Consider the following 23,264-nt stretch of genomic DNA (forward strand, 5'->3'; position numbering starts at 1 on the left):
TTAACGCAGCGTTCGATTGTGCTTTGCGCTTTTTCATTTAGACCAACCTCCCTTCCACCTCTAGTCTTGTCTATCTTGATTTTTTAATGCGTAAATGGGTAAAAAAGCAGATCGTATTTACTGTAAAACGATTATTATTTTAATCCAGACGGTTCCATCCGACATTGGGAAACCTGCTTCACAAAATCTTAATAAAGGAAAGCAGTTTATCAGTATTTTCCCAATATACACGATAAACAGAATAGGTTATACTTAGAATTGAAGTCATTTTTCGACAATTTTTACTTTTTCATGACATCGTTTACTTTATGACTACTTATAAATGTTCGAATCGTACGAGAATGGCAAAATCATTGAAAAGTGATGACGCAAAGCTATAGGGACTTCACGGACTGTTTATCCGACAGTCAGCCAGCTGCCGAATACGGCCTCCGCTGCGATTTCAGCAAGAACCCAGGGGGAGATTTAATTATGAAAGAATCATGGCTAACGCCTGAAGAAATCCAATATCGTAGACAGCGTAAGGAGAAGATGATTTATCTTTTGCTACCTGTGTCTGCTATCGTCATTGGAGCGGCTATTGCTTTTCTCACGCAAATGACTTACTAATCTCGAAAGAAGAGAGCGATTGTTCTCTTCTTTTTATTATGAAAAAAAGATAACCCCTTCAGGTTATCTACTTCGTGTGTTCTTATTGGTGTTTGGTTTATGTAACCTTTTTACACCCATGACCAGAAGGCGAATGGCTAAATAGACGAGGAACAAAACGACAAATCCCTGCAATCCTACTACTGCATCGGCAAATTCCATATTTCCTCTGCCAGTGATTTTCTGCTGAATCTCAATGGCAAAGACGATCACGAGCAATACCGTTATTGTATAAATGAATGAAATGGCTGTGATGCTCCATTTTGAAAGCAATCGAAATAAAAATTGGACAACGACAAATCCTCCCATTCCCATTAAACCGATGACCCAGAAATGGAGATCCTTATCAGTGACCGAAAAACCCATCCCGTTCATTATACCAATGACAATGTCATGTAGCTCATTAACAATCGCCACAATCAACTTAATAAATTCTCCCATATCACACAATCCTTTTCGAGCAACTTTAATCTAGTCATATCAAGGACCAGTGATTCGCCTCTGTTTAGTTAAATACCATTTTAAAATAAAAATTATTTCTTTATTGTTTCTGCACTATAAAGATAATCCTCATTATTTGCAAGGATTTTTGTAAGATCTTTTCCGCAATAAGGACAAATCCACTCTCCTTGATAATTACTACTATACGAAGGCTTTTGACATTTGTCACACGTTTTCTCTACCATCTTATCACTCCATTCATTCGCACTTTGAAAAATGCTAGTTGTTATCCTACTAAGCATACCAACAAACATATTTTACCAAAGTAAATGATTTTTTCAAGTATTAATATTCTGAACTCGAGACATTTAACTGTGGACATACAAAAAAATAATGAGATAAGCAGCATAAGCTGTTAACCTCATTATTTAATAGAAAAAGACATTTTTCGTTGATTCATTGTAGGACGGCCGATTGACACATAGTGAATGGGATATTTCTCTACTTCATCTAACGAATAACAATTTCGACCATCAACAATAATGGGAGAAGCCATCCACTTCACATAGTTACTTAAGTCGAGTGTCTTGATTTCATTCCATTCGGTTAAAATCAGCGCCACGTCTGCTTCTTCTAACGCGTCGATTAACGAAGCTTTATAGAGGACATCTTCTGGTAAATGTTTTTTTGCATTCGCCATGGCAATCGGATCATAAGCAACGATTTCAGCACCGTGCTTCTTTAAAGCATGCGCAATCGGAATAGACGCTGCTTCCCGCATGTCGTCAGTGTTAGGTTTAAAAGCGAGACCTAGTAGGGCTACTTTTTTCCCTTGTAGTTCTCCCACTGCCTCAAGTGTTTTTTCAATTAATTTCTTTTGCTGAGTATGGTTCACCTCAATCACTGACTTAAGCAATTTAAAGTTGTGCTGATTGTTGCCAGCTAATTGCACGAGCGCATTCGTATCTTTTGGAAAACAGGAGCCACCATAGCCAATTCCCGCTTTAAGAAACTGCTCACCAATTCGACGATCTTTTCCCATGCCAAGCGCAACATCTTCAACGTTTGCCCCCACCTTTTCACAAATTGCAGAGATTTCATTAATAAAGCTAATCTTTGTAGCAAGAAACGCATTGGACGCATACTTAATCATTTCCGCACTATTGAGATCGGTGTGATAAATTGGAAGTTCAAATGGTTCGTTGATTCGTTCTAGGACACTAGCTGCTTCCTGATTATCTGCTCCAATGACAATGCGATCCCCATGAAACGTATCGGAAACAGCTGAACCTTCCCGAAGAAATTCAGGATTAGAGACGATGTCTACTCTTCTTTCGTTCATTGACATCTCGTCAATTAATGCTTTAATACGGGCATTTGTTCCAACAGGGACCGTACTTTTTGTGACGACAATAATATCATTTTGGAATGAAGTTGCAATATCGTAGGCAGCCTTTTCAATGTATTGTAAATCAGCTGTTCCATCAGGAAGCTGGGGAGTTCCTACAGCAATGTAGATCACTTCCACTCCGTCAAAACCCTCCTGATGAGAAGTCGTGAATTGGAGCCGACCCTTTCGCAAATTCCTTCTCATCATATTTTCTAAGTAGGGTTCGTAGATTGGTGAATGACCATCTGCCATCATCTCTACTTTCTTATGGTCCATATCAATGCACGTTACACGATGTCCTATTTCAGCAAGACTAACGCCTGTGACTAAACCGACATAGCCAGCACCAATTACAGCGATTTTCATCACAAATCTCCTTTTCATTATGATTTCCTTTTTAGTATAAGTGCGCATGAATCATTTCAGGCCACATTCACTTGATCAACACAAAAAGTTAACATTTTTTCTATAAACCACTCCCTATTATGCATGATTTTCGGTATGATAGGGATTAAATTGCTTAAGAAAGAAAGTGGAAAATAGATGAAATTCATAACAAAGAGGAAGTTTTCTTTTTTGGCCATTGCGATGATGGTTATTCTTTTCATATCGTCCCATACCCCTTATCAAAAGCAAGATATGAAACCCTTTTTCAAGGGAATGGTCTCGATTCAAGAGGAGGACTTGCCTCCGATTGCATTCACTTATGATGGGGCGCTTGTTACACCGTCAGCGCCTTATGAATACGTCGAGTTTTTTCTTAGAAAAGGTGCTCATGTCGCCTCGTTCGGTCTGCTCGCATTTTTATGTATCATGGCATTAAAAGAGCAGAATAAAAAAGCACCGATTTTCCTTGGCTCAATCCTGGCCTTTCTTTATGCGCTGTTTGATGAATTTCATCAAAGTCTCGTTGAAGGAAGAACGGGTCATTTAATTGATGTTTTTGTGCCAGACTTGCTCGGTATCATGCTTACCCTCATGCTTTTTCTGATTTTCTCACAAAAGAAAAAACACGTTCAAAAGCCCCGCCAATGAGAGCGGGGCTTTTGAAGCAATAGGCTAAATATCTTGTCTCATTTCAGATGTGCGTGACTTATCATTAACCTTCTCTTCGTTCTCCGTATCTTTCCCCATCCCTTTTAAAAAGGTCATCAGAATGGTTAGAGATCGGTTAATTTCAGGATCCTTTAGGGCACGAAGTAGATCAAAGTACCCTGTTTTCTCCATTCCCTCTGAATGCTCTGCAACATTCTCAATCCCCGCATTCACCTTTAATAATAAGGGCTCCAGATCCTGCACGTTAATTTTACCAGCTGCCCCAAAGAGAAGCATAAGATTTTTTAATGCAGTTGTATTCTCAGGAACATTTAATAAATCAACGATAACTTTTAAAACGCGATCTCCTTCACCAAACATACCATTTAAGAGAGTGAGTATACCACGTTCCTTCATTCCACCTACAACATTTAATGTTTCAAGAAGGGCATCTTTGTTTTCAATCAACGCATCTTCAATTTCCTTAAGATCATTCGCTCGCTTCTCTTCTTCTGAAACTTGGATACGCTTGATTTGCTTAATGGCTTTTGCCATAATTAATGCCCTCCTTTTTCACCATTTCTCCAGGGAAGAGATAATCTTTCCTTGCCCATTTTCGCTCAACCATGACACCTTTTTGCGGCTGTGGATTTCCAAAGCGATGATTCACCTTAGGAAGGGGCGAAGTGCCTTTATCTTTCAAAATTTCCATCTTTGCTTTTACTTCTTTGTATACAGGAGTATCTGTATCTTTATCCGCATAACTACTCGTTAATAAATTAATTGCCGCATCATCCTGATCATTTAGTGGAATGTAAACTTCTTTCCCCTGAACGCGATCCGTCACAAGGCACTTAATTTTCACGGCGCCATACGGCGAAGACAATCTTACCAACGTTCCGTCAGTTAGCCCTCTTTCTTCTGCCAATTCAGGAGAAACTTCAACAAACGTATTAGGTGTTTTCGCTTTAATGCCTTCGTTTTGGTACGTCATATTTCCTTCATGGAAATGTTCCAACAGACGACCGTTATTCACATGAAGATCGTACTGCTCATCGTATTCAATTGGCTTCGTCCACTCAACAGGGAATAGTCTTGCTTTTCCATCTGGAAACGGAAAATCCTCTGTAAATAGAAGCGGTGAATCTGTGCCATCTGCTGCAACTGGCCACTGCTGACTCTTATAACCTTCGAGTCGCTCATAAGAAACGCCTGCAAACATATCTGCAAGTTGAACAGCTTCAGCCATAATGTCACTCGGGCTGTCATAATCCCAGCCTGCTCCCATTTCATTAGCAATCTCCATAATAATTTGCCAATCCGGCTTCGAATCTCCAAGTGGCACTAGAGCCTGATAAAGACGTTGGAAGCGACGTTCCGTGTTCGTAAAGGTTCCTTCCTTCTCAAGACTAGGACTTGCCGGTAACACAACATCTGCGAATTGAGCCGTTTTTGTAAGGAACAGATCCTGGACAACGAAGAATTCAAGCTTCTCAAAAGCAGCATGGACATGGTTGATGTTTGAATCCACGATTCCCATGTCTTCTCCTTTTAAGTACATTGCTTTTAGTTTTCCTTCATGAATGTGGTCAACCATTTCATGATTATTTAAGCCGATTTCTTCAGGAAGTGGCGTACCCCATGCTTTTTCATATTTATCACGAACTTTTTCATCTGTCACATTCTCATAACCAGGCATTTTATCCGGCATGCTTCCAAAATCACTTGCACCCTGAACGTTATTATGTCCGCGTAGTGGATAAGCACCTGTACCAGGTTTTCCATAGTTACCAGTAACAAGAAGGAGGTTTGAGATCGCCGTACTCGTATCAGAGCCACCGCCATGCTGTGTTACACCCATCGCCCAAAGCGCAACCGTAGTCTTGGCTTCGTGAATCATTTCCGCGATTTGAATTAATTCCGCCTCATCGATACCGGTTACTTCAGATGCATAGCTCATTGTGTATTTCTCGAGACTAGCAATGTAGTCATCAAGACCGTTAACGCGATCTTTTAAGAAAGCTTCATCTGCCCAGCCTTGATCAATAATATACTTCGTTACAGCAGAGAGCCAGACAAGATCGGAGCCTGAAGATGGACGAATGAAAAGATCAGATCGCTCGGCCATTTCATGTTTTCGAAGATCGGAAACAATGAGCTTCTGACCGTACAATTTGTTCGCACGCTTCACGCGCGTTGAAAGGACTGGATGAGATTCCGACGTATTTGATCCGATGACAATAACAAGCTCAGACATTTCGATATCTTTAATCGACCCAGCATCACCACCGTGTCCAACAGTACGGAATAACCCAACTGTTGCCGGCGTTTGGCAATAGCGCGAGCAGTTATCGATGTTGTTCGTACCGATCACACTTCTTCCAAACTTCTGCATTAAGTAGGATTCCTCATTCGTACACTTAGATGAACTTATAAAAGAAAGAGCATTCGCACCATGATTTTCCTTCACATCAGAAAACTTTTGACTAATCAGTTTCAGTGCTTCTTCCCATTCCGCTTCTCTAAATGAATCTCCTTCACGAATCAATGGCTTTGTTAAACGTTCTTCACTGTTCACATAATCCCAGCCAAATTTCCCTTTGATACACGTGGAGATTCCATTAGCAGGGGCTTCTACCTGTGGCTCAACTTTTAAAATGTCTCGCCCTTTTGTCCAAACATCAAAGCTACAGCCTACACCACAATAGGTGCAAACGGTTTTTGTTTTCTTGATCTCATTTTCACGCATGGCGGATTCCATATCAGAGATGGCAAGGATTGAATTATAGCCTGTTTCAACATTTTTCGTTAGCTCAATCATCGGACGAAGCGTATCCTGTTGAATGCTTGTTAATAATCCAGCTTCTCCTTCCATTCCCTTTTCCATCATCGCATTACATGGACAAACGGTTGAGCAATGGCCACAAGAAACACATGAAGATTCGTTAATGGGCACATCATTGTCCCAAATGACGCGCGGGCGTTCTCTTTCCCAGTCAATCGTTAACGTTTCTGTCACCTGAACATCCTGACATGCTTCGACGCAGCGTCCGCAAAGAATACATTGATCTGGATCATAACGATAGAAAGAATTCGAGCTATCCACTGGGTCCGGTTTTTGTTCAAACGGGATCGACTGGTGATTCATTTTCATTTGTTTTACTGTATTATGTACTTCACATGTCCCGTTATTGTAATCACAAACGGTGCAATAGAGTTCGTGATTGTGAAGGATGCGATCCATGGCGATCGTTTGGGCTTCTTTCACGTGCGTGGCTGTTGTATTGATGCTATCGCCATTTGAAATAGCCGTTGAACAGCCTCTAACAATTTCACCGTTCACTTCCACCATACAAGTATCACATGTTTCAATTGCCCCTAGACTTGGATGGTAGCATACGCTAGGCAAATCAAGGCTATTTTCATTAAGTGCTTCAAGCACGCTTTTTTCACTTGATACGGCTACACTCTCGCCGTTAATCGTTACGTGGATGGAATCCGACAAATGACATCACCCTTTTTGTTATTTTTCAAATGATCTACTAGTTCCAATACCCTAATTCAAATTAGCTTAGACACTATTCTGAAAAAAATTAACACTTCAAAAAAAGATACTCTATTTACATTTTTTAAAATCTCTATAAAAAAAACGGGCAGCTCCTTACCCGCTGACCCGCTCTTCTAAGTTTTTTACTCCAACACTTACGTTAAGCGTCTGAGCACCGCCGATATAGACCCCTTTTAACGGAGAAATATCGCGATAGTCTCGTCCTACTGCTATGCGAATATGCTGCTCTCTAGCAATCGCATTATTCGTTGGATCGAGGCCAATCCATGCTAATCCCGGAACTTTCACCTCAAGCCACGCGTGCGTTGCTGCATCGCCGCGATAAGCGGAGTTTTCTCCGATGTAAATGTACCCACTCACATACCGTGCAGGAATCCCTCGATGTCGACAAAGAGCAAGCATTAAATGGGTGTAATCCTGACAAACACCCGTACGATGAGTTAAGATTTTCTCTGCTGTTGTCTCCACGTTCGTTGCTCCAGACACATACTCCATCGAATTATAAATATGTTCATTTAACTTCACTGCAAAATCAAGCTCATCTTGCGCATTTGCCCAGAGTTCTCGCGTTTCTTCTTCCATTACATGCTTTGAAATCGTCGTATAATCCGTCTCAATCATATATTCGGTATAAGCCTGTTTAAACGATTCTGAATGAAGTTCCGTTCGCTGCTGATCCGTCAATGGCAACGTAACATCTAAGCGTAGCGGATGAACTTCAACCGTTGAAACGGTTTCAATCTCAAGACCCTGATGCTCGCCCCAAAGATAAAACGTCTCGACATAGTTGCCCCAATAATCCGTATGGCCGTAAGTTTTGCTATTAGGTTGGATGCGAACGTGATAATCATGAAGCGTTTGTTGCACATCATGCAGCGGACGCAATCTGAACTGATTGATACTCTGTCTTACTGGCAACTCATATTCATAAGTGTTCGTTTGGGTAACTTCGTATTTCATGGTATCACAACTTCCCCCAGATAATAGGTTTTCGTAATGTGCATGCCGATCGTCATACAACGGTGTTGAAAACTTTGAAGAAACGCATGGGCACCTTGATTGAGAATTTCTTCAATCGAAAAATCGTAAAGGTCATTGGAAAGATGTTCGAGCTCCTGTGCAAGTGACTCTGAATAATGTTCAACATGTCCATCTTCGAGCGCTACGAAGGCGTTTCGTACTTTTTGGATACAGTACATCATTGACCTTGGAAACTCAGCATTTAGAATGAAGAACTCAGCCACATTCCGACTTTTAATTAACGGACGATACGTTTTAATATAAGCTTCGTGTCCACTGACTGACTGAAGAACAGACCACCAATGATGATACTCCACAATTTCTTTGTTCTGGTAAGACGCTAAATTCTTGTGATAATACACATCCAGGATACGGGCGGCTTTTTCAGCCCTTTCCAAGTGTTTACCCATTTCCATGAAAAGGTAAGCATCCCCTCGTGGCATTGTTGCTTCAACAATGCCTTGAAAGAGAAGAGAATCCTTTTTTACAAACTCACAAATGTCACTAATTTCTTCCATTGTCCAGGGGGTATGACTCTGCTTCTTTAATTTTAAATAAAATGAATTGATGCTCTCCCATAATTCATTCGGAATAATTTCTCGAACGGCTCTAGCATTTTCTCTTGCGATCGTAATGGTATTTAGAATAGAATTCGGATTTTTTAATGAGAACAACAAAAACTCCATCACATTTCGATCGATTGGATGTTGATATTCTTCATCAAACACCTCTTGAAAACCGCTAATTTCAATGAGCTCGTACCAGTTTTGATTCGTTTCATCAATCGGATTGGCATTTTCAAGACGGCTCGTTAACTTTACCGCTATTAATCGCGAATTATTTTCTGCTCTCTCCACATTCCTGGCTAACCAATACAATGAATCAGCTACTCTGCTTAGCATCGAAAGTGCTCCCTCCTCTTTTAAATATGAATTGGATTTTCTTCAAGCACCCATGTATCTTTCGCGCCCCCACCTTGTGACGAATTGACGACAAGGGAACCTTCTTTTAGCGCGACACGTGTTAAACCTCCAGGGAAAACGTGCGTCTTTTCTCCTCCAAAAATAAAAACGCGAAGATCAACGTGACAAGCGGCAAAGCGGTCTTCTTTAAAAGCTGGCAAGCGAGATAGCTTGATTGTTGGCTGAGCGATAAATTCAGATGGGTTTTTAAGAATTTGTTGTCGATATGCTTCAATCTCTTCCTTAGAAGCATGAGGGCCAATTAGCATATTGTAGCCACCTGAAGCGTTCGTATGTTTTACGACTAGCTCTGACAGATGATCAAGGACATATTCTAGCTGATCGTCATATCGTAAAAGATATGTATCAACATTTTTGACTAGTGGCTCTTCCTTTAAGTAATAACGAATCATGTCAGGAACAAAATGATAGATCGCTTTATCATCAGCAACCCCGTTGCCAATTCCATTTAAAATCGATACATTTCCTGCACGGTAGACGTCGATCAAGCCCGGCACGCCAAGTAAGGAATCTTCACGAAATTCAAGTGGATCCAGAAACTCATCATCGATCCGTCGATAAATAACATCCACTTTTTTCAAACCTCGAGCGGTTTTCATATAGACTTGTCGTTCCCTTACAACAAGATCTCTTCCCTCAACAAGTTCAATGCCCGTTCGCTGAGCGATAAAAGAATGATCATAGTAAGCTGAATTATGAACGCCAGGTGTTAAGAGGACAATTGTCGGTGAAGAACTGCCTTCTGGAGCAAGCGAAGCCATCGCGGAATGAAGATAAGAAAACTGTTGCTCAAGTGATTGAACAGAATATTGATTAAAAAATTCTGGGTACACTTTTCGCATCACATAACGGTTCTGGAAAACATAGGAGAGGCCCGAGGGGTTCCGAAGGTTATCTTCTAAAACGCGATACTCGCCGTTATCGTCTCGAATTAAATCAATGCCAGCCATAAAAATGTGCTGCCTTCTTGGAAGATCGATCCCTGCTACCTGCTGAAAGAAATGCTGACAATTCACGATGAGATCACGGGGAATAATGCCGTCTTTTAGGATGTGTTGTTCGTGATAGACATCATCTAAAAATGCATTTAAAGCATCGAAGCGCTGCATGAGGCCACGCTCAAGCTCCTGCCATTCATCTGGAGGAATAATTTTTGGAACAAAATCAAACGGCATCGTTCGTTCCGTTCCTTCGTTATCACTATAAACCGTAAATGTAATGCCCTGCCTGAGAAAATCACTTTGCGCCAGCTCATAGCGCGATTGCAATTCTTCAGGCGCTACTTCGTTTAATTTTTCATGGAACGGTTTGCAATGTCCTCTCGGCTCCTTGCCTTTCTGAAGCATTTCGTCAAAGTAACCATCTACATGATAAGAATGAAACATCGGCACTCCCCCTCCATTTAAGTACGTTCACATATCAATTTTACCATTTTTCTAACTATTCTAACAAATTTTAAGATAAAAAGGCGAAATTCCTCTATTTGTAGAACCTCTATTTTTATTAAACAAAAAAGAACAGCATAAGCTGCTCTTTCAGGCGTTATCCTTTTACTGATCCTGCAAGTAATCCTTTCACAAAAAACTTTCCGAGAAAAATGTACACGAGAAGAGTAGGAAGTGCGGCTAAAAGCGCCCCGGCCATTTGGACGTTCCATTGCACAATTTGACTTCCTGATAAATTCTGTAGCGCTACCATGACGGGCTGCTGATCCGATGTCGTAATCGTGACGGCAAATAAGAATTCATTCCATATGTTCGTAAACTGCCAGATCGCAACAACCACAAACCCCGTAATTGATAGGGGAATCATAATAAAACGGTAGACTCCTAGAAAGCCAGCGCCATCGATTTTCGCAGATTCAATCATTGAATCTGGAATGCTTGCATAGAAGTTTCGAAACATGAGTGTTGTAATCGGAATGCCATACACAACGTGAACAAACACAAGTCCTGCGATCGAATTATACAATCCGATTTCTCTCAGAAACTGAATTAGCGGGATAAGGATACTTTGATAAGGGATGAACATCCCAAATAAAATGACAGTAAACAGCGTATTGGCGCCTTTGAATTTCCATTTAGAAAGAACATATCCATTCAGTGAACCTAAGAGAGCCGAAAGAAGCGTAGCCGGTATGACGAGATAAAAACTATTTAATAAATTCGGTGCTAGTTTCGTAAATGCCTCGGAATAGCTACTAAAATCTAAAGATGTTGGCAGCTGCCACATTTGACTTAATGTCACTTCTTCAAGTGGCTTCAGACTCGTAATGATCATCACGTAAACTGGCATAAGGTAAAAGCAAGAAAGGGCAATAAGTAGAACGTAGAGAATGGGACGTGTGAACGATCGTATAGCCACTAGGCTTCCTCCTTCCGACTCGACCAGAGGTAAGGAACGATAAAGATCGCAACCGCTAAAAGCATGATGACAGCAATCGCTGCGCCGTTCGCGTAATAATTTCCTCTGAACGTCGTTTCATACATATACACACCAGGTACGTCTGTGACAAAGTTTGCACCCGGCCCCGTCATCGCATATATTAAATCGAAAATTTTAAGCGAAATGTGCGCCATAATAATAATCACGCTAACGGTAATTGGACGAAGGATCGGCATAATGATTTTCCAATACACCTGAAATTCATTTGCACCATCCATCCGAGCCGCTTCCCTTACTTCTTCCGGAACGCCTCTTAACCCAGCAAGATACATAGCTACTGAAAAACCGGTCATTTGCCAGACGGCCGCGATGACAACAGCGATCATCGCAATCGGGATTCCGAATTCGATTTTCCCCCAGCCAATCGCCGGAAAAATCGTTGTATCGGTATACCATTTTGAATCAAGACCAAGTTTGCCAAGGAATAAATTAACCCCTGTGGAAGGATTCAATAGCCATTGCCAGACCACCCCTGTGACGACAAAAGAAAGTGCCATTGGAAAGAAAAAAATGTTTCGAAACAGCGACTCTTGCTGGATCTTTTGGTCTAAAAGAACTGCCAGAAACTGTCCGACCACGATTACCGCTAAAATAAACATAATTGTAAAAAAGAGCGTATTTCGTAAGTCAGCTTGAAAGCGAAAATCACTAAACAGATAAAGATAATTTTTCAATCCGACAAAAGAAAAGTCTGGGACCAGCGAATTCCAATTGCTTAACGATACATAGCCCGTCCATCCGATAAACCCATAAACGAAAACCCCAACTAAAAGAATCGATGGAATAAGAAAGCCGATCGCAAGCATGTGATCCTTTGTAAGCGATCGTTTTTTTCGCGTTGATACTGTGACCGATCTCATCGCTGTTTCTGTCTTCATCATCATCCCCCTTACCATTCAAAAAGGGAGAAGAGCCATTCTTCTCCCAACTCATTTTACTTAAGATCACCCGAAGCATCTTCAAGAGAACCAATTAATTGATCAACATCCTGTTGCGTCACAAAAATATTAATCGCCTGGTTTACTTTCGTAACAAAACCTTCAGGTGCAGCTGATCCGTGCGCAAGACTCGGTGCGAGACTCGCACTCTTGAAATCTTCAATCGTTTCTTTTCCATATTCATCATAGTTTGAAAGATTAGCATCTACACGAGCTGGAATGGAACCTTTTAAAGGATTAAATGCATCCTGCCCTTCAACAGAGCCAAGAACAGATAAGAATTTCTTAACGTCTTCAGGATTTGCTACACCCTTTGGCAAGCCGAACGTATCGGTAATCACCATAAACATCCCTTTAGTACCTGGCGTTGCCACCCAACCAAAATCTTCTTTTACTTTCAGGTTAAGATCGTTTACAAAGTAACCCTTAGCCCAATCTCCCATGACGTTCATCGCGGCTTCTCCATCTGCAACGAGCTGAGATGCATCTTGCCAGTTACGAGAGCTATGGTCTTCGTTTACGTAGCTTAGCATTTTTTTATAATTCTCAGCCGCTTCCTTCACTTTAGGGTCGCTAAACGCCAGTTCTCCTGTGAAAAGCTTTTTGTAATCATCAGCCCCAAGCGTCCCTAATAGCGCTGTTTCAAATAGGTGTGTCGCTGTCCAGGGCTCTTTGTCACCGAGGGCAAGTGGTGTAACGCCAGCTTCCTGTAGCTGGTCCGCTGCAGTAAAAAACTCATCGAACGTAGTCGGCGGCTCAACGTCATTTTCTTCAAAAACGCTCGTGTTATACCAGAGAACGTTTCCACGATGAATATTCACTGGAACAGAGTAAATATCGCCGTCTTTACTAACAAGATCAATTAGATCTTCTGGAAACTTATCTTCCCAACCTTCCGACTCATAAAGATCGTTAAGCGTTTCCATTTTTCCTGCTGCAACCCATCCGTCATTTAACTCAGAACCACCATGAACTTGAAACGTTGCAGGAGGATCATCACCCTGCATACGACTTGCAAGTACAGCCTTTGCATTCGTTCCTGCGCCGCCAGCAACGGCTGCGTTTTCGACTTCAATGTCAGGGTATTCTTCTTTAAATAAATCAATGAGCGCATTCAACCCATCTTCTTCCCCAGCACCTGTCCACCAGCTGAAAATATCAAGCGTTTCTTCGTTACTTGACCCGCTACTGCCGTTTGTTTCCCCAGAACTCGAACAAGCAGAAAGTGGTCCTAGAGCTAAGACTAGAATTAAAAACCAACCCGTAAATGATTTAAGCCTTCCCTTCATACGATCGATCCCCCCATATCTTTTGTTACTCTTACTCTATCAAAATAAATCCTCACAAAATCATGTAAGCGTCTTCATAATATTGTGGTTACCTTCACTTTTTTGTGGTTGTTTTCATAAGCTAGTACAAGATAAATGAAAGAAGGGTCTTCTCATGCAAAGAGAGAATGATAAGATATGCAGATATTTCTGTTCGATCGAGGTGAAAATGAAGTGAAGTTATCCGAATTAAATCCGGACACTCTCTCAAGAGAAGAAATTACAACGTTAATGTTTCATGACACCATAGATGATCAGCAAACCGGGGAATGTATTCTCGTGTTTGGTGCCAAAACAATTCACCGCGTCATAAAAGCAGCAGACCTCTATCATGATAAGCGCGCCCCTAAAATTCTCGTATCTGGTTCCGCAGCAAGATGGGGAGAAAATGAAGAACCTGAAGCCATATGGATGAGAGATCGGTTAGTCGAGCTTGGTGTACCGTCTGAAGATATCCTTCTGGAGCTCGAAGCTGCAAATACAACAGAGAATGTACTCGCCTCGCTTATGGTGCTACAACGCTCCATCGGTCTTAATCAGATTCATCGACTCCTGATCGTCAGCTCTCCCTATCATATGAAAAGGTGCCACCTCACACTTACAACGTATATGCCAGACTGGATCACCTATAGCTTTTGTAGTGACGATCGAGAATCAGGACAGCGAAACAACTGGTGGAAAGATGAACGAGAGAAGGCGCGAGTGATGAAAGAGCTCCATTCGATTCAGCGGTATGTAAAGAACGGTATATTGAAAGATGGGGATGTGCGTAGATAAACAAAGATAGGATTCTATTATTTCAATGAATAGCTAAACGCCCAGCCACATATTGGCTAGGCGTTTTTTATTGAAGAATCACTTTCGCATTAAGTCATTTTTTATATTTATAAAGCAGGAGAAATGCTTGTCCGTGCACGATTTCTCTTAAAAAACGCCATGGAAGCAACATTGAATTCTCTAGGTTTTTCTACATTACAAACGTGACCGCACTGCTCTAGAATGAAATGGTTTGCCTGTTCATCACTACTAGTATCTTCTAGCAAAGGCTTCAGAAAAAGGTGATCCTGTTCACCTGAAATGTATAGTTTCGGGATGTTTCCACTATTTTCTTGGACATCCATGTAAGTTTCTTTTACGTGAGGAGCCAGTTTATACCATGCAAGAAAATCGCTTCGATTCATTTTCAGGGCTTCTCTAATAAAGAGCTTTCGTGAACGTGCGTGATTCGATTTTGGCATCATGACATAAGCAAACAATTTGTATAACCACATATATGGAATAAAAGATTTCACTGCATTTCCAGCCATCAGCAAGAAGGAAGCTAAGGGATTGAATCGCGTAATCGCTCCACCAAGCACAGCACTTTGAACACGTTCAGGTGCCTGTTGTAGCAAGTGATGTACCGCAACTGAACCTAGTGAAATCCCCACTAAATGAGCTTTCATAATGTTCAGTTGATCGAGAAGAGCGAGAATTTCATTAGCAATTAATTCACTAGTAAAAGGTTTCCCATAGCTAGACGTACTTGGTGATTGGCCATGACCGGGTAAGTTTATCGCTAACACATGATACTTCTTTTTGTATGTCCCTATTTGGTGACAGAAGATCCCATAGTTTCCTCCAAGACCATGTAGCAAGACGATCGTTTCACTGCCACTGGCCTTGTTTTTGTAAAGCTTATAATCAAGCATGATGATAATTCCTCTCTGTTTAAGGGATGTTGCGTCCCATAGTTGCGTCTCAAGACAGTATAACTTTAGAATGGTGGAGAAGGAAATAGGTAAATGGGTAATGACAAGAAACCGTCAATAGCTTGCTACAAATCAACGAGAAGACGCTAAGCACCCACTTCCCTTTCTATACTAGTTTCACACCAACAACTTCTCACGATATTGCGAAGGCGATAAGCCGGCTTTTCGTTTAAATACTCGACTGAAATAATTCGGATCTTTATATCCGACGTTGAAACAAATCTCTTTTAAACTTTTGGAGGCATCCAGCATTTCTCGTTTTGCTTCGCCAATCCGAACTTCTGTAACGTAATCAATGAATGTCATGCCGCTCTTATCTTTAAATAATTTACTGACGTAATAGGGGCTAAGCTCAACGTGCTCCGCTGCTTCTTCAAGGGTGAGCTGTTTATGAAAATGGGCTCGAATGTATTGCTTGACCTGTTCAAGACGATCCCCGCCATGGAGCGCACGCCATTCATGGACATGCACACTCAACTTTCGTAGCTTTTCTCGCGCTAGACTGCTAGCTTCATACTCATTTTCCGCACGGATGTATGCATAAGAAGATAAGACGATTCCATTGTTTTGAAGAATACGCTCAGCGACAAGAAAGAGTTCATTCAGTTTTTGAACATAAGTGGAAGTTGGTTCAACTGCAATCATTTCTACATACACATCAAGTTCTTTCATCGCTCTTGTGAAGTCACCATTGTTGATCGCATTAATCACAATCGACTCCTGCTCCTGTGTGCGATCATGCCGAGGTACGTTAGCACTTTTCCCTTCATGATAAAAGGCATAAGTGACATCTTGTTCAACATCTAGATCACGAACAGTATGAAGAGCTTCCCGATAAGATGCGACAAATTGCTCGGCTTCCTTATATGGCCTCCCTACCCCAATACAAACCGCTACGCCAAAATATTGATTGAATTCATAAAGAAGGTTTCGTAACATAGGCAGTAATTTCGCCTTTAGCCGCTTGTCTTTCTCCTGAAGGCTGTCACTGAAAAGAAAGCAGGGTAAATAGTATTCATCTCTTACTCCTATTAAAGCTTCACCAGGAAGGGCGCTTTTCACTTTCTTTTTGATCCACTGAACCATTTCATTGAAGCGATCCTGTTTGTTTGGAAATTTAAAAACAAGGGCATAACCTGCTGTCGTTTGAAAGCCAAGCAGTTCGCTCCATTCAGCAGGACTGAACTCTGTTACTTGATTCATTAAGATCGCATTCATCCACTCACCTTCAAGTAAGTGAACGGCTTTTGCAAGCTGTGCTTGAACATGGTTTTTTTTTGCAGCTTCTTCTCGCTCTATTTCAAGTTCTTTAGAGACACGTGAAAGGGCAGCTAAAATTTCACTCTTACGCCCTGGCTTTAACAAATATTCTTTCACCCCTTGCTGCATCACGTCTCTTGCATAGTTAAATGTGTCAAAGGCAGAAAGCATAATAAATCGAATGTTCGGATGGTTGAGCTTAATCGTTCGAACTGCCTTTACCCCATCGATCCCGGGCATTTTAATGTCCATAAAAACAATATGCGGTTGAAATTCGCCTACAAACGAAATTGCTTCTCTCCCATTTTTCGCTTTTACTATCTTTACCTTATCGCCATATTCTCGTGTTATCATCATTTCGATTGCATCCCGCTCTAGCTGCTCGTCATCGACAATCATGATTTTAAGCAAATTGTTCATCTCCTTTTGGTTTTCTATAAGGTAAATTCAGTCGGACCGTTGTTCCAACTTCTTTAGAAGAATGAACGGTCATGGAACCGGCCTGTTGGGAGAACAATTCGATTCGTTTCTTCACATTTTGCATGCCAAGACCCGTAGAATGTCCCTGTCTATTATCTATAGGCGAATGTTCATCATTAGAAAATAATTGTGACAGCCTTGTCGTTTCCATTCCTACTCCGTTGTCTGCCACCTCAATAATGACATCGTCTTGTTCCGCATAAATGCGTATCATAATTTTTCCGCCTTCTTCATACGTTTCCACACCGTGTATAAAGGCATTTTCAACAATCGGCTGAAGCGTTAGCACAGGGATTTTGCAGTCTAGCACGTTCTCGTCTGCAATCACATCAAATTTCACTCGTTCACCAAACCGCGACTTCTGAATAAAAAAATATTCCCTCACAATCGTTAATTCATCTTTTAATGTCACGTCTTTTGCTAGATTACCAAGATTGTAACGTAGAAGAGCCGCTACCGATTCAATGAGCTCACTCGTTTGTTCAGCCCCTTCAATATAAGCACGTCTTGAAATCGTATTAAGGGTATTAAAAAGAAAGTGAGGATTCATCTGACTTTGAAGACTTTTTAACTCCATTTCTTTCAAAAGCTGATCAAGCTCTGATTTTTGCTTCATTTCAATAATTAATCCTTGTATATTTTCCTGCATGCGGTAAAAGGTTTCTGCCAATAACCGCAGTTCACTTCTCGACTTTACGACAACTTTATTTGCCGTAAAATCTCCCTTTGCTAGTTTTTTAGCTGCAGCAGCAAGTTCATGAATCGGTTTTGTAATGCCACGCGAAAACCAGAAGGCCATTAAGAGGCTAAAGATAATCATGGAAACGAATAACGAAATCCCCATCCACTGAAGGTAGGAACTTTTTTGATCCATTTCATTGTAAAAGATGCGGTAATCCGTTAATTCAGAATTAATAAGCGTTAAGGTCGTTTCCTGAATAAACGCAGAGATTTGCGCCGCTTCGTTTAAGTGACCTGAATATTGATTAATTTCCTGCCTCTGAAAAGCCTGCACGGTAATGTCGCATTCAAGTAAAAAGCTTTCGATCATGTTTTCATAGTTTGTGACGATTTGATCGTTTCCTTCATTTTTCACTGTATCGAGGAGCTCTTCTTTTTCTTGCGAAAGAATTTTTCGTTCAGTGGCATAAGCGGTTAATTCCGTTTGCGTTCGTGCCGTTAAATACGTATTCATCGCTTCATAGACCGTATTGGTTTGTTGCGAGATTTCATTTAAGACGATAAACCGCTCAAAACTCGTGTGATAATCATCAATCGTACGCTGACTGTTATGAAACAAGTAAAACGCGACACCGTTCATCAAAATCACAAGCAATGTAAAAAAGAGAATAAATCTCGCTTGAATTTTCATTGTTGTTTCATCCCTCCCGGCGTCATTGTTTCTGTTTCGGTCAAGTCTTTCTGCCGCACTACATCTGTCATCGTGTGGTGATAGGTGGAAACCTTATCACCTTCAAGCACTTGAATCATCAATTCTACCGCGTCGTATCCCATCTCATATGGTTTTTGTTCAACAGTCGCTTCAAGCTTTCCCTCTTTAAGAAGTTGAAGGGTTTCCGGGAGAACATCAAACCCAATCACATAGACGCGATCAGTCATGCCAATACTTTCAAGAACTTGAACGATGCCGATCGCATCAAGGGCACTCGTTCCGTAAAAGGCATTAACGTCAGGGTAATCTTTTATCATCTCATACGTTTTTTCGGCTGCTTGGATTCGTGTAATTTGAGATTCAGCGATAGCAACGACGTTCACGCGATCGCTCCCTTTAATCGCATCTTTAAATCCCTCGACCCGAAGCTTTTGATTTGCTGAATCATAACGGCCCGTAATGATGCCGACCTTTACCTCACCTTCTGTATCTTTTAGTAACGCTTGTCCTGCTAGAAACCCAGCATAATAATTATCCGTTCCAACGTACGCCACGCGCTTACTTTCAGGAGCATCCGTATCTATAGTTAGAAAAGGAATCCCTTTTTCTGATACGCGATTAATAATCGTAGGTGACACCTCTTGATTCAATCCCTGCGCGATGATGCCATCCACTTTTGATGCAGCCGCCATTTCAATCATTTTCATATGTTCATCAAGGTTAGCTTGTTTGGGGCCGGTATACTGTAACGACACATGATGCTTCTCAGCTGCAGCGCGTGCTCCTTTTTCGACAAGTCGCCAGTAATCATTATCAACCTCTTCCGTAACAAGAACGAAGCGATAATCCGGAGCTTTATAAGAAGCAGAAGGGCGGTCTGGGGTTAAGTTGAAAGCCCTTACAGAACAGAAGAGAAAAAAAGAAAATGTTACCGTTACTAGCAAACCACCAATCACATATATCCAGCGCGCCATTGATTTACCTCCTTTTTGGAGTCATCGCTACCGGTGACGTCACCGGTAGCGACGACCCCCTCCACAGACACTTGTCCTCCCTCAGAGGACTTCCCTAATGTCATTATATATCGAACGCTCCAAACGGAATCAACTTGTTTTTTTGATAAGCTAAAAAAGACTGTCCGCCGAACGATGATCAACCCTCGTTCAGCGAGACAGCTTTTTCCTTTAACGCCATTGCTTCCATTTCGCTAAAAGCTGCTGTTTCTTCACTTGTAACAGCGTATCTCCTTTTTCATTTTTATTCTGCTTCTGCCACTCGTAGAAACTGGCTACAGAAATCAAAGTCGCGCCTGCGATTAAGAGGTAAGCCCACCACGGCATGTTGCCCCAGTAAGGCCTCGTTTGCAATAGAAGATTTAAAAGCAACACGCTACAACCGATCAGGAAGTAAGATTTGATTCGATAGAAAAAGCCTGCAAGTACTGAAGCAAGGGAAAGCCCTCCAGCAATGAGCGCATCATAAATAGTATTACTACTAAGCGCATCGAATACAAGAATTGCGGCTACGACCAAAAGAACGCCCCATTCAATAATACTCATGATTTGTTTGTTTTGATCCCACGTCCGCTTTGATAAATAAATACTAACCGCAAGACACGGCAATACATAGACTTCCGTTACAATGTATTCGTTGATTTCAAGGTGATGAAGAAGCGTGTAATACGGGACAAATAGCGAGAGCGCCGCAGCGGTTTTCATCACTTTTGCAGGAATTCCAGCTGGAACCCTTTTTATTTGTAACATGAAAAAAGCAACGATAAAGAGAGCTCTTAGCTCATCCGCCCAAAGAGAGGCAAACGTTAAGTCTTGATAGAGGTTCAACACCAATAAAAAGGCAATGATTGCGTACCAATCGATATACTTTTCATTCATCGGGTTTGCCCGAAGTGAATAGAGTGTTTGATGAATGAAGTAACCAGCCGTAAGTAGAACGGCTGCTGCGCCAACATATACCAATGTTTTCATCAAGGTCGTCTCGATTGGCAGAAGGAAGATCATCGATTGCACGAAAAGAAGAGGAACAACCGTGAACAGCTGCCAACCGGATTGATGGATCATGTATAAGGCCATAGTGGCATACAAGAAACCAACAGCTAAAGGGACCAACTGAATTTCCTCGTAAGTGTTGATAAAAGGGAATAGTCCAAGTACGGCAAACGGCACTGCATACCATTTAATCCGTTCTTTCCATGTTTCACCAAGAAAGAACCATAAACCAAACATCACGATACTCGGTACAAACCCTGTATACGTATACGCCTCGCTTTGCATTTCTAAAAAATCAAGGATCGCTATATAAAGAAAAGGAAGAACCGTAAACGCTGCATATAAAAAGGTGCGAATTTCCCATTCGATCTGCCTCGTAAGCACAGAATAAACATAAACAAAAAGCGCGACGACATATAAAACCGCCTCGTTACCTTGTTCAAAAACGGTGTAAAGGAGAGCGGCAGGTAAATAGAGATGACCAAGATAGAAATAACCCTGCTGGATTACGATATCTTTTTTCCCAAGCGTATCGGCAATCAGGATCAGGAAGACTGCTCCTGGGAGCCACTGAAACATTCCTTGAAAAGGGAAAGCTTCCGCAATCGAAAGATAGGTCCCTAGTGTAAAAAGACTTAGTAGCGGCCATAACGTTTCTTCTTTCGTACGCTTGAAAATAAGATAAAGCATACCAACGCCACCGAGCAACAGTCCTGAACGAACAAACAATTCATTTACCGTCCCTGCAAGCAAGAGAAGTAACGATAATCCATAAAAGCTGACACCCGTCCAAAAGGCCATCTCTTCCAATACTTGCATGCCTTTTTTTCGCCAATAATAGTGAACGCCGAGGATTAAGATTGCTGCGATTGCTGTATGAAACGGTGCTCCAAAAGCACTTTCATAAAAATCGTTTCTCGCAAATTGGGGATAAAGTGCAAGTAATGCGAGTCCCCACGTAATCGGATACAGTAGCGCTCCAGTATCGCGAAGCCACTTCCACTTCCCTTTTTGATAGATTGATAAATACAAAAAGCCAAGTACGAGTAATAAGCTACTTTCCAACCACCATCGACCGCTAACGAGTCCAAGTAAAAGCGACAAGAGGATGGGGCCAAACGAAATGGCGAGTGCCCCCGTCTTTATTCTTTTCGTGACTGCCCAATCATTCCAGTAAAAGCCACCTGCATATAAAAGGACCCCTGTTGCAAACATGTGGATCATCACCATTTCGGTTGAGGGTTCCGTGTACAGCAAGCTCATCGAGTAAAGGCCAGCTGCAGCAAGAAATAATGGGGCTAAAAATCCAAAAATCCGATAACGGGTTACATTTGCAAGAGCGATATAATTGATGCTAATGATCACATAACCGAGCACAAGAAGCCATGACGGATCATCATAACGTAAGAATAATCCTTTATACGTAATAAAGAGAAAGGCGCAGAGCGATACGGCACCACTCGTTAGCTGAAATACTTTTTTCATATACGGATTTTGAAGACGATCGACCGACTGTAGCCCAATAAAAATAAACCCTACAAGCGCATATAGCATAACGTCTGCCGATTCAAGGACAGAATGCTCGATTAGCTGATAGATTCCATAGACGAGCAAAAGCGTAAACACAAAATGATATTCTTTTTGTTTGCCAATATAGATCATGGCAAGATATAAAAATGCTGTCACAATGACATTAAAACTATAAAAAACTTCGCTTTCGTAAAAGAACAGAAGAAGCAAGGTTGAGAGAATCAGATTCCCTTGCGCATAAATCGGAAGTTCTTTCGTGAAAAGAACGAGATGCTCATACTTCTTTGCTCGCGCATAGGTTAGCAACAGCAATCCGTTAAACAACACGATTCCAAGATAAAACAGATCCACTGTCGGCTGAAACACTTGAATAAAAAAAGCTGCGCCGATGCTCAATGTCACAAATGAAAACCAAACAAATAACCGCGATTGCTGACGCTTAGCTTGGATGAAATAAAGCGGTAAACAAATCAAGACACCAATCAAACCAAGCACTTCATTCCCCGCGCCACGGACGGATAGCCATTCACCAAAGAGCTGAAAGTATCCTGCTGAAAAAACAACGATCGGAAGAAAAAGACTTCCTAGAACTAAAAATGAAAAAGCCGTTTTTTCGATGCGGAGCTTATGACCACTCAGCCAGCTAATCCCAAAGAAAACAGCCGCAATTCCTCCAATAAGTGCGGTCTTCATGATGGACGTCATGACATCCCACGTACTTGTAGCAAGAACAAGTGCCCCCAGTAGCAAAAACACAACGCCAATAATTAAGATCCACGTTAAATTTCGATCCCTAAGCTCCTGCGTGGATTTCGTTTTCTTCTCTGTTACTGGCGCCACCTTAGCGGGAACCTTTTCTGGTGGAGTAAGTACTTGCTCGTTCTCTTCCACTGCTTCAACCACTTCAATAGAAGGATGAACCATTTTTTCATAAGCACTAGACACGATCTCGTATGTTTGATCAGTTATGTAATCTTTTAGCCTAAGCCGCTTTAGTTCAGAGCGAAACACCTCTTCCCTTTCTTCCTCATTCATGTTTCCCACCTCC

The 23,264-nt window shown here is 41.5% G+C and carries 19 protein-coding genes and 1 riboswitch; of the genes, 3 read left to right on the plus strand and 16 right to left on the minus strand.

Annotated features, from left to right (window positions below; translation table 11 throughout):
- Positions 1–333: 333 nt before the first annotated feature.
- A riboswitch (cyclic di-GMP riboswitch) is annotated at positions 334–423 on the plus strand.
- 48 nt (positions 424–471) lie between these two features.
- Entirely contained in the window at positions 472–609 is a 138-nt protein-coding gene (locus tag ATG70_RS22565; RefSeq protein ID WP_159785156.1) for a hypothetical protein, read from the plus strand.
- Positions 610–672: 63 nt separating this feature from the next.
- On the opposite strand, the gene ATG70_RS15120 is transcribed toward ATG70_RS22565, so the two are convergent.
- The 3 genes from ATG70_RS15120 to ATG70_RS15125 form a co-directional block, all read right to left on the minus strand.
- On the minus strand, positions 673–1,089 hold the full coding sequence (locus ATG70_RS15120; RefSeq protein ID WP_098445095.1) for a hypothetical protein: 417 nt from the start codon (positions 1,087–1,089) through the stop codon (positions 673–675).
- A 92-nt stretch (positions 1,090–1,181) separates the two neighbouring features.
- The gene (locus ATG70_RS22570) at positions 1,182–1,334 is read right to left on the minus strand and encodes a hypothetical protein (protein WP_179886293.1); all 153 of its coding nucleotides are present in this window, start codon (positions 1,332–1,334) and stop codon (positions 1,182–1,184) included.
- A gap of 179 nt (positions 1,335–1,513) precedes the next feature.
- A complete protein-coding gene (locus ATG70_RS15125) occupies positions 1,514–2,845 on the minus strand; it encodes a UDP-glucose dehydrogenase family protein (protein ID WP_098445096.1) in 1,332 nt (443 codons plus the stop codon).
- A gap of 210 nt (positions 2,846–3,055) precedes the next feature.
- Here ATG70_RS15125 and ATG70_RS15130 point away from each other — a divergent pair, with 210 nt between their 5' ends.
- Positions 3,056–3,514: a VanZ family protein gene (locus tag ATG70_RS15130; protein ID WP_179886294.1), complete on the plus strand. Its 459-nt coding sequence runs from the start codon at positions 3,056–3,058 to the stop codon at positions 3,512–3,514.
- 24 nt (positions 3,515–3,538) lie between these two features.
- On the opposite strand, the gene ATG70_RS15135 is transcribed toward ATG70_RS15130, so the two are convergent.
- The 8 genes from ATG70_RS15135 to ATG70_RS15170 all read right to left on the minus strand — a co-directional run bounded on the left by ATG70_RS15135 (position 3,539) and on the right by ATG70_RS15170 (position 13,757).
- On the minus strand, positions 3,539–4,069 hold the full coding sequence (locus tag ATG70_RS15135) for a DUF1641 domain-containing protein (RefSeq protein WP_098445098.1): 531 nt from the start codon (positions 4,067–4,069) through the stop codon (positions 3,539–3,541).
- The gene (gene fdhF / locus ATG70_RS15140; protein ID WP_098445099.1) at positions 4,053–7,019 is read right to left on the minus strand and encodes a formate dehydrogenase subunit alpha; all 2,967 of its coding nucleotides are present in this window, start codon (positions 7,017–7,019) and stop codon (positions 4,053–4,055) included. The genes ATG70_RS15135 and fdhF overlap by 17 nt, the downstream gene beginning before the upstream one ends.
- A 156-nt stretch (positions 7,020–7,175) precedes the next feature.
- A complete protein-coding gene (locus ATG70_RS15145; RefSeq protein ID WP_098445100.1) occupies positions 7,176–8,042 on the minus strand; it encodes a transglutaminase family protein in 867 nt (288 codons plus the stop codon).
- A complete protein-coding gene (locus ATG70_RS15150) occupies positions 8,039–9,004 on the minus strand; it encodes an alpha-E domain-containing protein (RefSeq protein WP_098445101.1) in 966 nt (321 codons plus the stop codon). The genes ATG70_RS15145 and ATG70_RS15150 overlap by 4 nt, the downstream gene beginning before the upstream one ends.
- Before the next feature lie 20 nt (positions 9,005–9,024).
- Positions 9,025–10,470 (minus strand): circularly permuted type 2 ATP-grasp protein, encoded by a 1,446-nt coding sequence (locus tag ATG70_RS15155; protein ID WP_098445102.1) that lies wholly within the window; start codon positions 10,468–10,470, stop codon positions 9,025–9,027.
- A 157-nt stretch (positions 10,471–10,627) separates the two neighbouring features.
- Complete coding sequence (locus ATG70_RS15160) at positions 10,628–11,380, minus strand: carbohydrate ABC transporter permease (protein ID WP_373560787.1); 753 nt, start codon at positions 11,378–11,380, stop codon at positions 10,628–10,630.
- Positions 11,381–11,448: 68 nt separating this feature from the next.
- The gene (locus ATG70_RS15165; protein ID WP_373560788.1) at positions 11,449–12,390 is read right to left on the minus strand and encodes a carbohydrate ABC transporter permease; all 942 of its coding nucleotides are present in this window, start codon (positions 12,388–12,390) and stop codon (positions 11,449–11,451) included.
- 74 nt (positions 12,391–12,464) lie between these two features.
- Positions 12,465–13,757, minus strand: coding sequence for an ABC transporter substrate-binding protein (locus ATG70_RS15170; RefSeq protein ID WP_098445105.1), 1,293 nt, complete (start codon positions 13,755–13,757; stop codon positions 12,465–12,467).
- Between the two features lie 213 nt (positions 13,758–13,970).
- On the opposite strand from ATG70_RS15170, the gene ATG70_RS15175 reads away from it, so the two are divergent.
- Positions 13,971–14,573, plus strand: a complete 603-nt coding sequence (locus ATG70_RS15175) for a YdcF family protein (RefSeq protein ID WP_179886295.1) — start codon at positions 13,971–13,973, stop codon at positions 14,571–14,573.
- 107 nt (positions 14,574–14,680) lie between these two features.
- Here ATG70_RS15175 and ATG70_RS15180 read toward each other — a convergent pair whose 3' ends face one another.
- The 5 genes from ATG70_RS15180 to ATG70_RS15200 form a co-directional block, all read right to left on the minus strand.
- Complete coding sequence (locus tag ATG70_RS15180) at positions 14,681–15,487, minus strand: alpha/beta fold hydrolase (protein ID WP_098445107.1); 807 nt, start codon at positions 15,485–15,487, stop codon at positions 14,681–14,683.
- Positions 15,488–15,664: 177 nt separating this feature from the next.
- The gene (locus ATG70_RS15185; RefSeq protein WP_179886296.1) at positions 15,665–17,218 is read right to left on the minus strand and encodes a helix-turn-helix domain-containing protein; all 1,554 of its coding nucleotides are present in this window, start codon (positions 17,216–17,218) and stop codon (positions 15,665–15,667) included.
- On the minus strand, positions 17,211–18,659 hold the full coding sequence (locus ATG70_RS15190; RefSeq protein ID WP_098445109.1) for a sensor histidine kinase: 1,449 nt from the start codon (positions 18,657–18,659) through the stop codon (positions 17,211–17,213). The genes ATG70_RS15185 and ATG70_RS15190 overlap by 8 nt, the downstream gene beginning before the upstream one ends.
- Positions 18,656–19,654 carry a sugar-binding protein gene (locus tag ATG70_RS15195; RefSeq protein WP_098445110.1) on the minus strand — a complete coding sequence of 333 codons (999 nt, stop codon included), beginning with the start codon at positions 19,652–19,654 and terminating at the stop codon, positions 18,656–18,658. Before ATG70_RS15195 ends, ATG70_RS15190 begins: the two co-directional genes overlap by 4 nt.
- Before the next feature lie 210 nt (positions 19,655–19,864).
- Complete coding sequence (locus ATG70_RS15200) at positions 19,865–23,251, minus strand: SCO7613 C-terminal domain-containing membrane protein (protein ID WP_098445111.1); 3,387 nt, start codon at positions 23,249–23,251, stop codon at positions 19,865–19,867.
- Between the last annotated feature and the right edge of the window lie 13 nt (positions 23,252–23,264).

Origin of the sequence: Bacillus sp. es.036, from assembly GCF_002563635.1 — a bacterium.
GTDB lineage: Bacteria > Bacillota > Bacilli > Bacillales > Guptibacillaceae > Guptibacillus.

What these genes read in the sequence shown, in the direction of transcription:
- ATG70_RS15125 (WP_098445096.1), bottom strand. Translation starts at nt 2,845, where the DNA reads ATGAAAATCGCTGTAATTGGTGCTGGCTATGTCGGTTTAGTCACAGGC.
- ATG70_RS15195 (WP_098445110.1), bottom strand. Translation starts at nt 19,654, where the DNA reads ATGGCGCGCTGGATATATGTGATTGGTGGTTTGCTAGTAACGGTAACA.
- ATG70_RS15170 (WP_098445105.1), bottom strand. Translation starts at nt 13,757, where the DNA reads ATGAAGGGAAGGCTTAAATCATTTACGGGTTGGTTTTTAATTCTAGTC.
- ATG70_RS15120 (WP_098445095.1), bottom strand. Translation starts at nt 1,089, where the DNA reads ATGGGAGAATTTATTAAGTTGATTGTGGCGATTGTTAATGAGCTACAT.
- ATG70_RS15190 (WP_098445109.1), bottom strand. Translation starts at nt 18,659, where the DNA reads ATGAAAATTCAAGCGAGATTTATTCTCTTTTTTACATTGCTTGTGATT.
- ATG70_RS22565 (WP_159785156.1), top strand. Translation starts at nt 472, where the DNA reads ATGAAAGAATCATGGCTAACGCCTGAAGAAATCCAATATCGTAGACAG.
- ATG70_RS15145 (WP_098445100.1), bottom strand. Translation starts at nt 8,042, where the DNA reads ATGAAATACGAAGTTACCCAAACGAACACTTATGAATATGAGTTGCCA.
- ATG70_RS22570 (WP_179886293.1), bottom strand. Translation starts at nt 1,334, where the DNA reads ATGGTAGAGAAAACGTGTGACAAATGTCAAAAGCCTTCGTATAGTAGT.
- ATG70_RS15160 (WP_373560787.1), bottom strand. Translation starts at nt 11,380, where the DNA reads ATGCCAGTTTACGTGATGATCATTACGAGTCTGAAGCCACTTGAAGAA.
- ATG70_RS15165 (WP_373560788.1), bottom strand. Translation starts at nt 12,390, where the DNA reads ATGAGATCGGTCACAGTATCAACGCGAAAAAAACGATCGCTTACAAAG.
- ATG70_RS15155 (WP_098445102.1), bottom strand. Translation starts at nt 10,470, where the DNA reads ATGTTTCATTCTTATCATGTAGATGGTTACTTTGACGAAATGCTTCAG.
- ATG70_RS15200 (WP_098445111.1), bottom strand. Translation starts at nt 23,251, where the DNA reads ATGAATGAGGAAGAAAGGGAAGAGGTGTTTCGCTCTGAACTAAAGCGG.
- ATG70_RS15135 (WP_098445098.1), bottom strand. Translation starts at nt 4,069, where the DNA reads ATGGCAAAAGCCATTAAGCAAATCAAGCGTATCCAAGTTTCAGAAGAA.
- ATG70_RS15150 (WP_098445101.1), bottom strand. Translation starts at nt 9,004, where the DNA reads ATGCTAAGCAGAGTAGCTGATTCATTGTATTGGTTAGCCAGGAATGTG.
- ATG70_RS15180 (WP_098445107.1), bottom strand. Translation starts at nt 15,487, where the DNA reads ATGCTTGATTATAAGCTTTACAAAAACAAGGCCAGTGGCAGTGAAACG.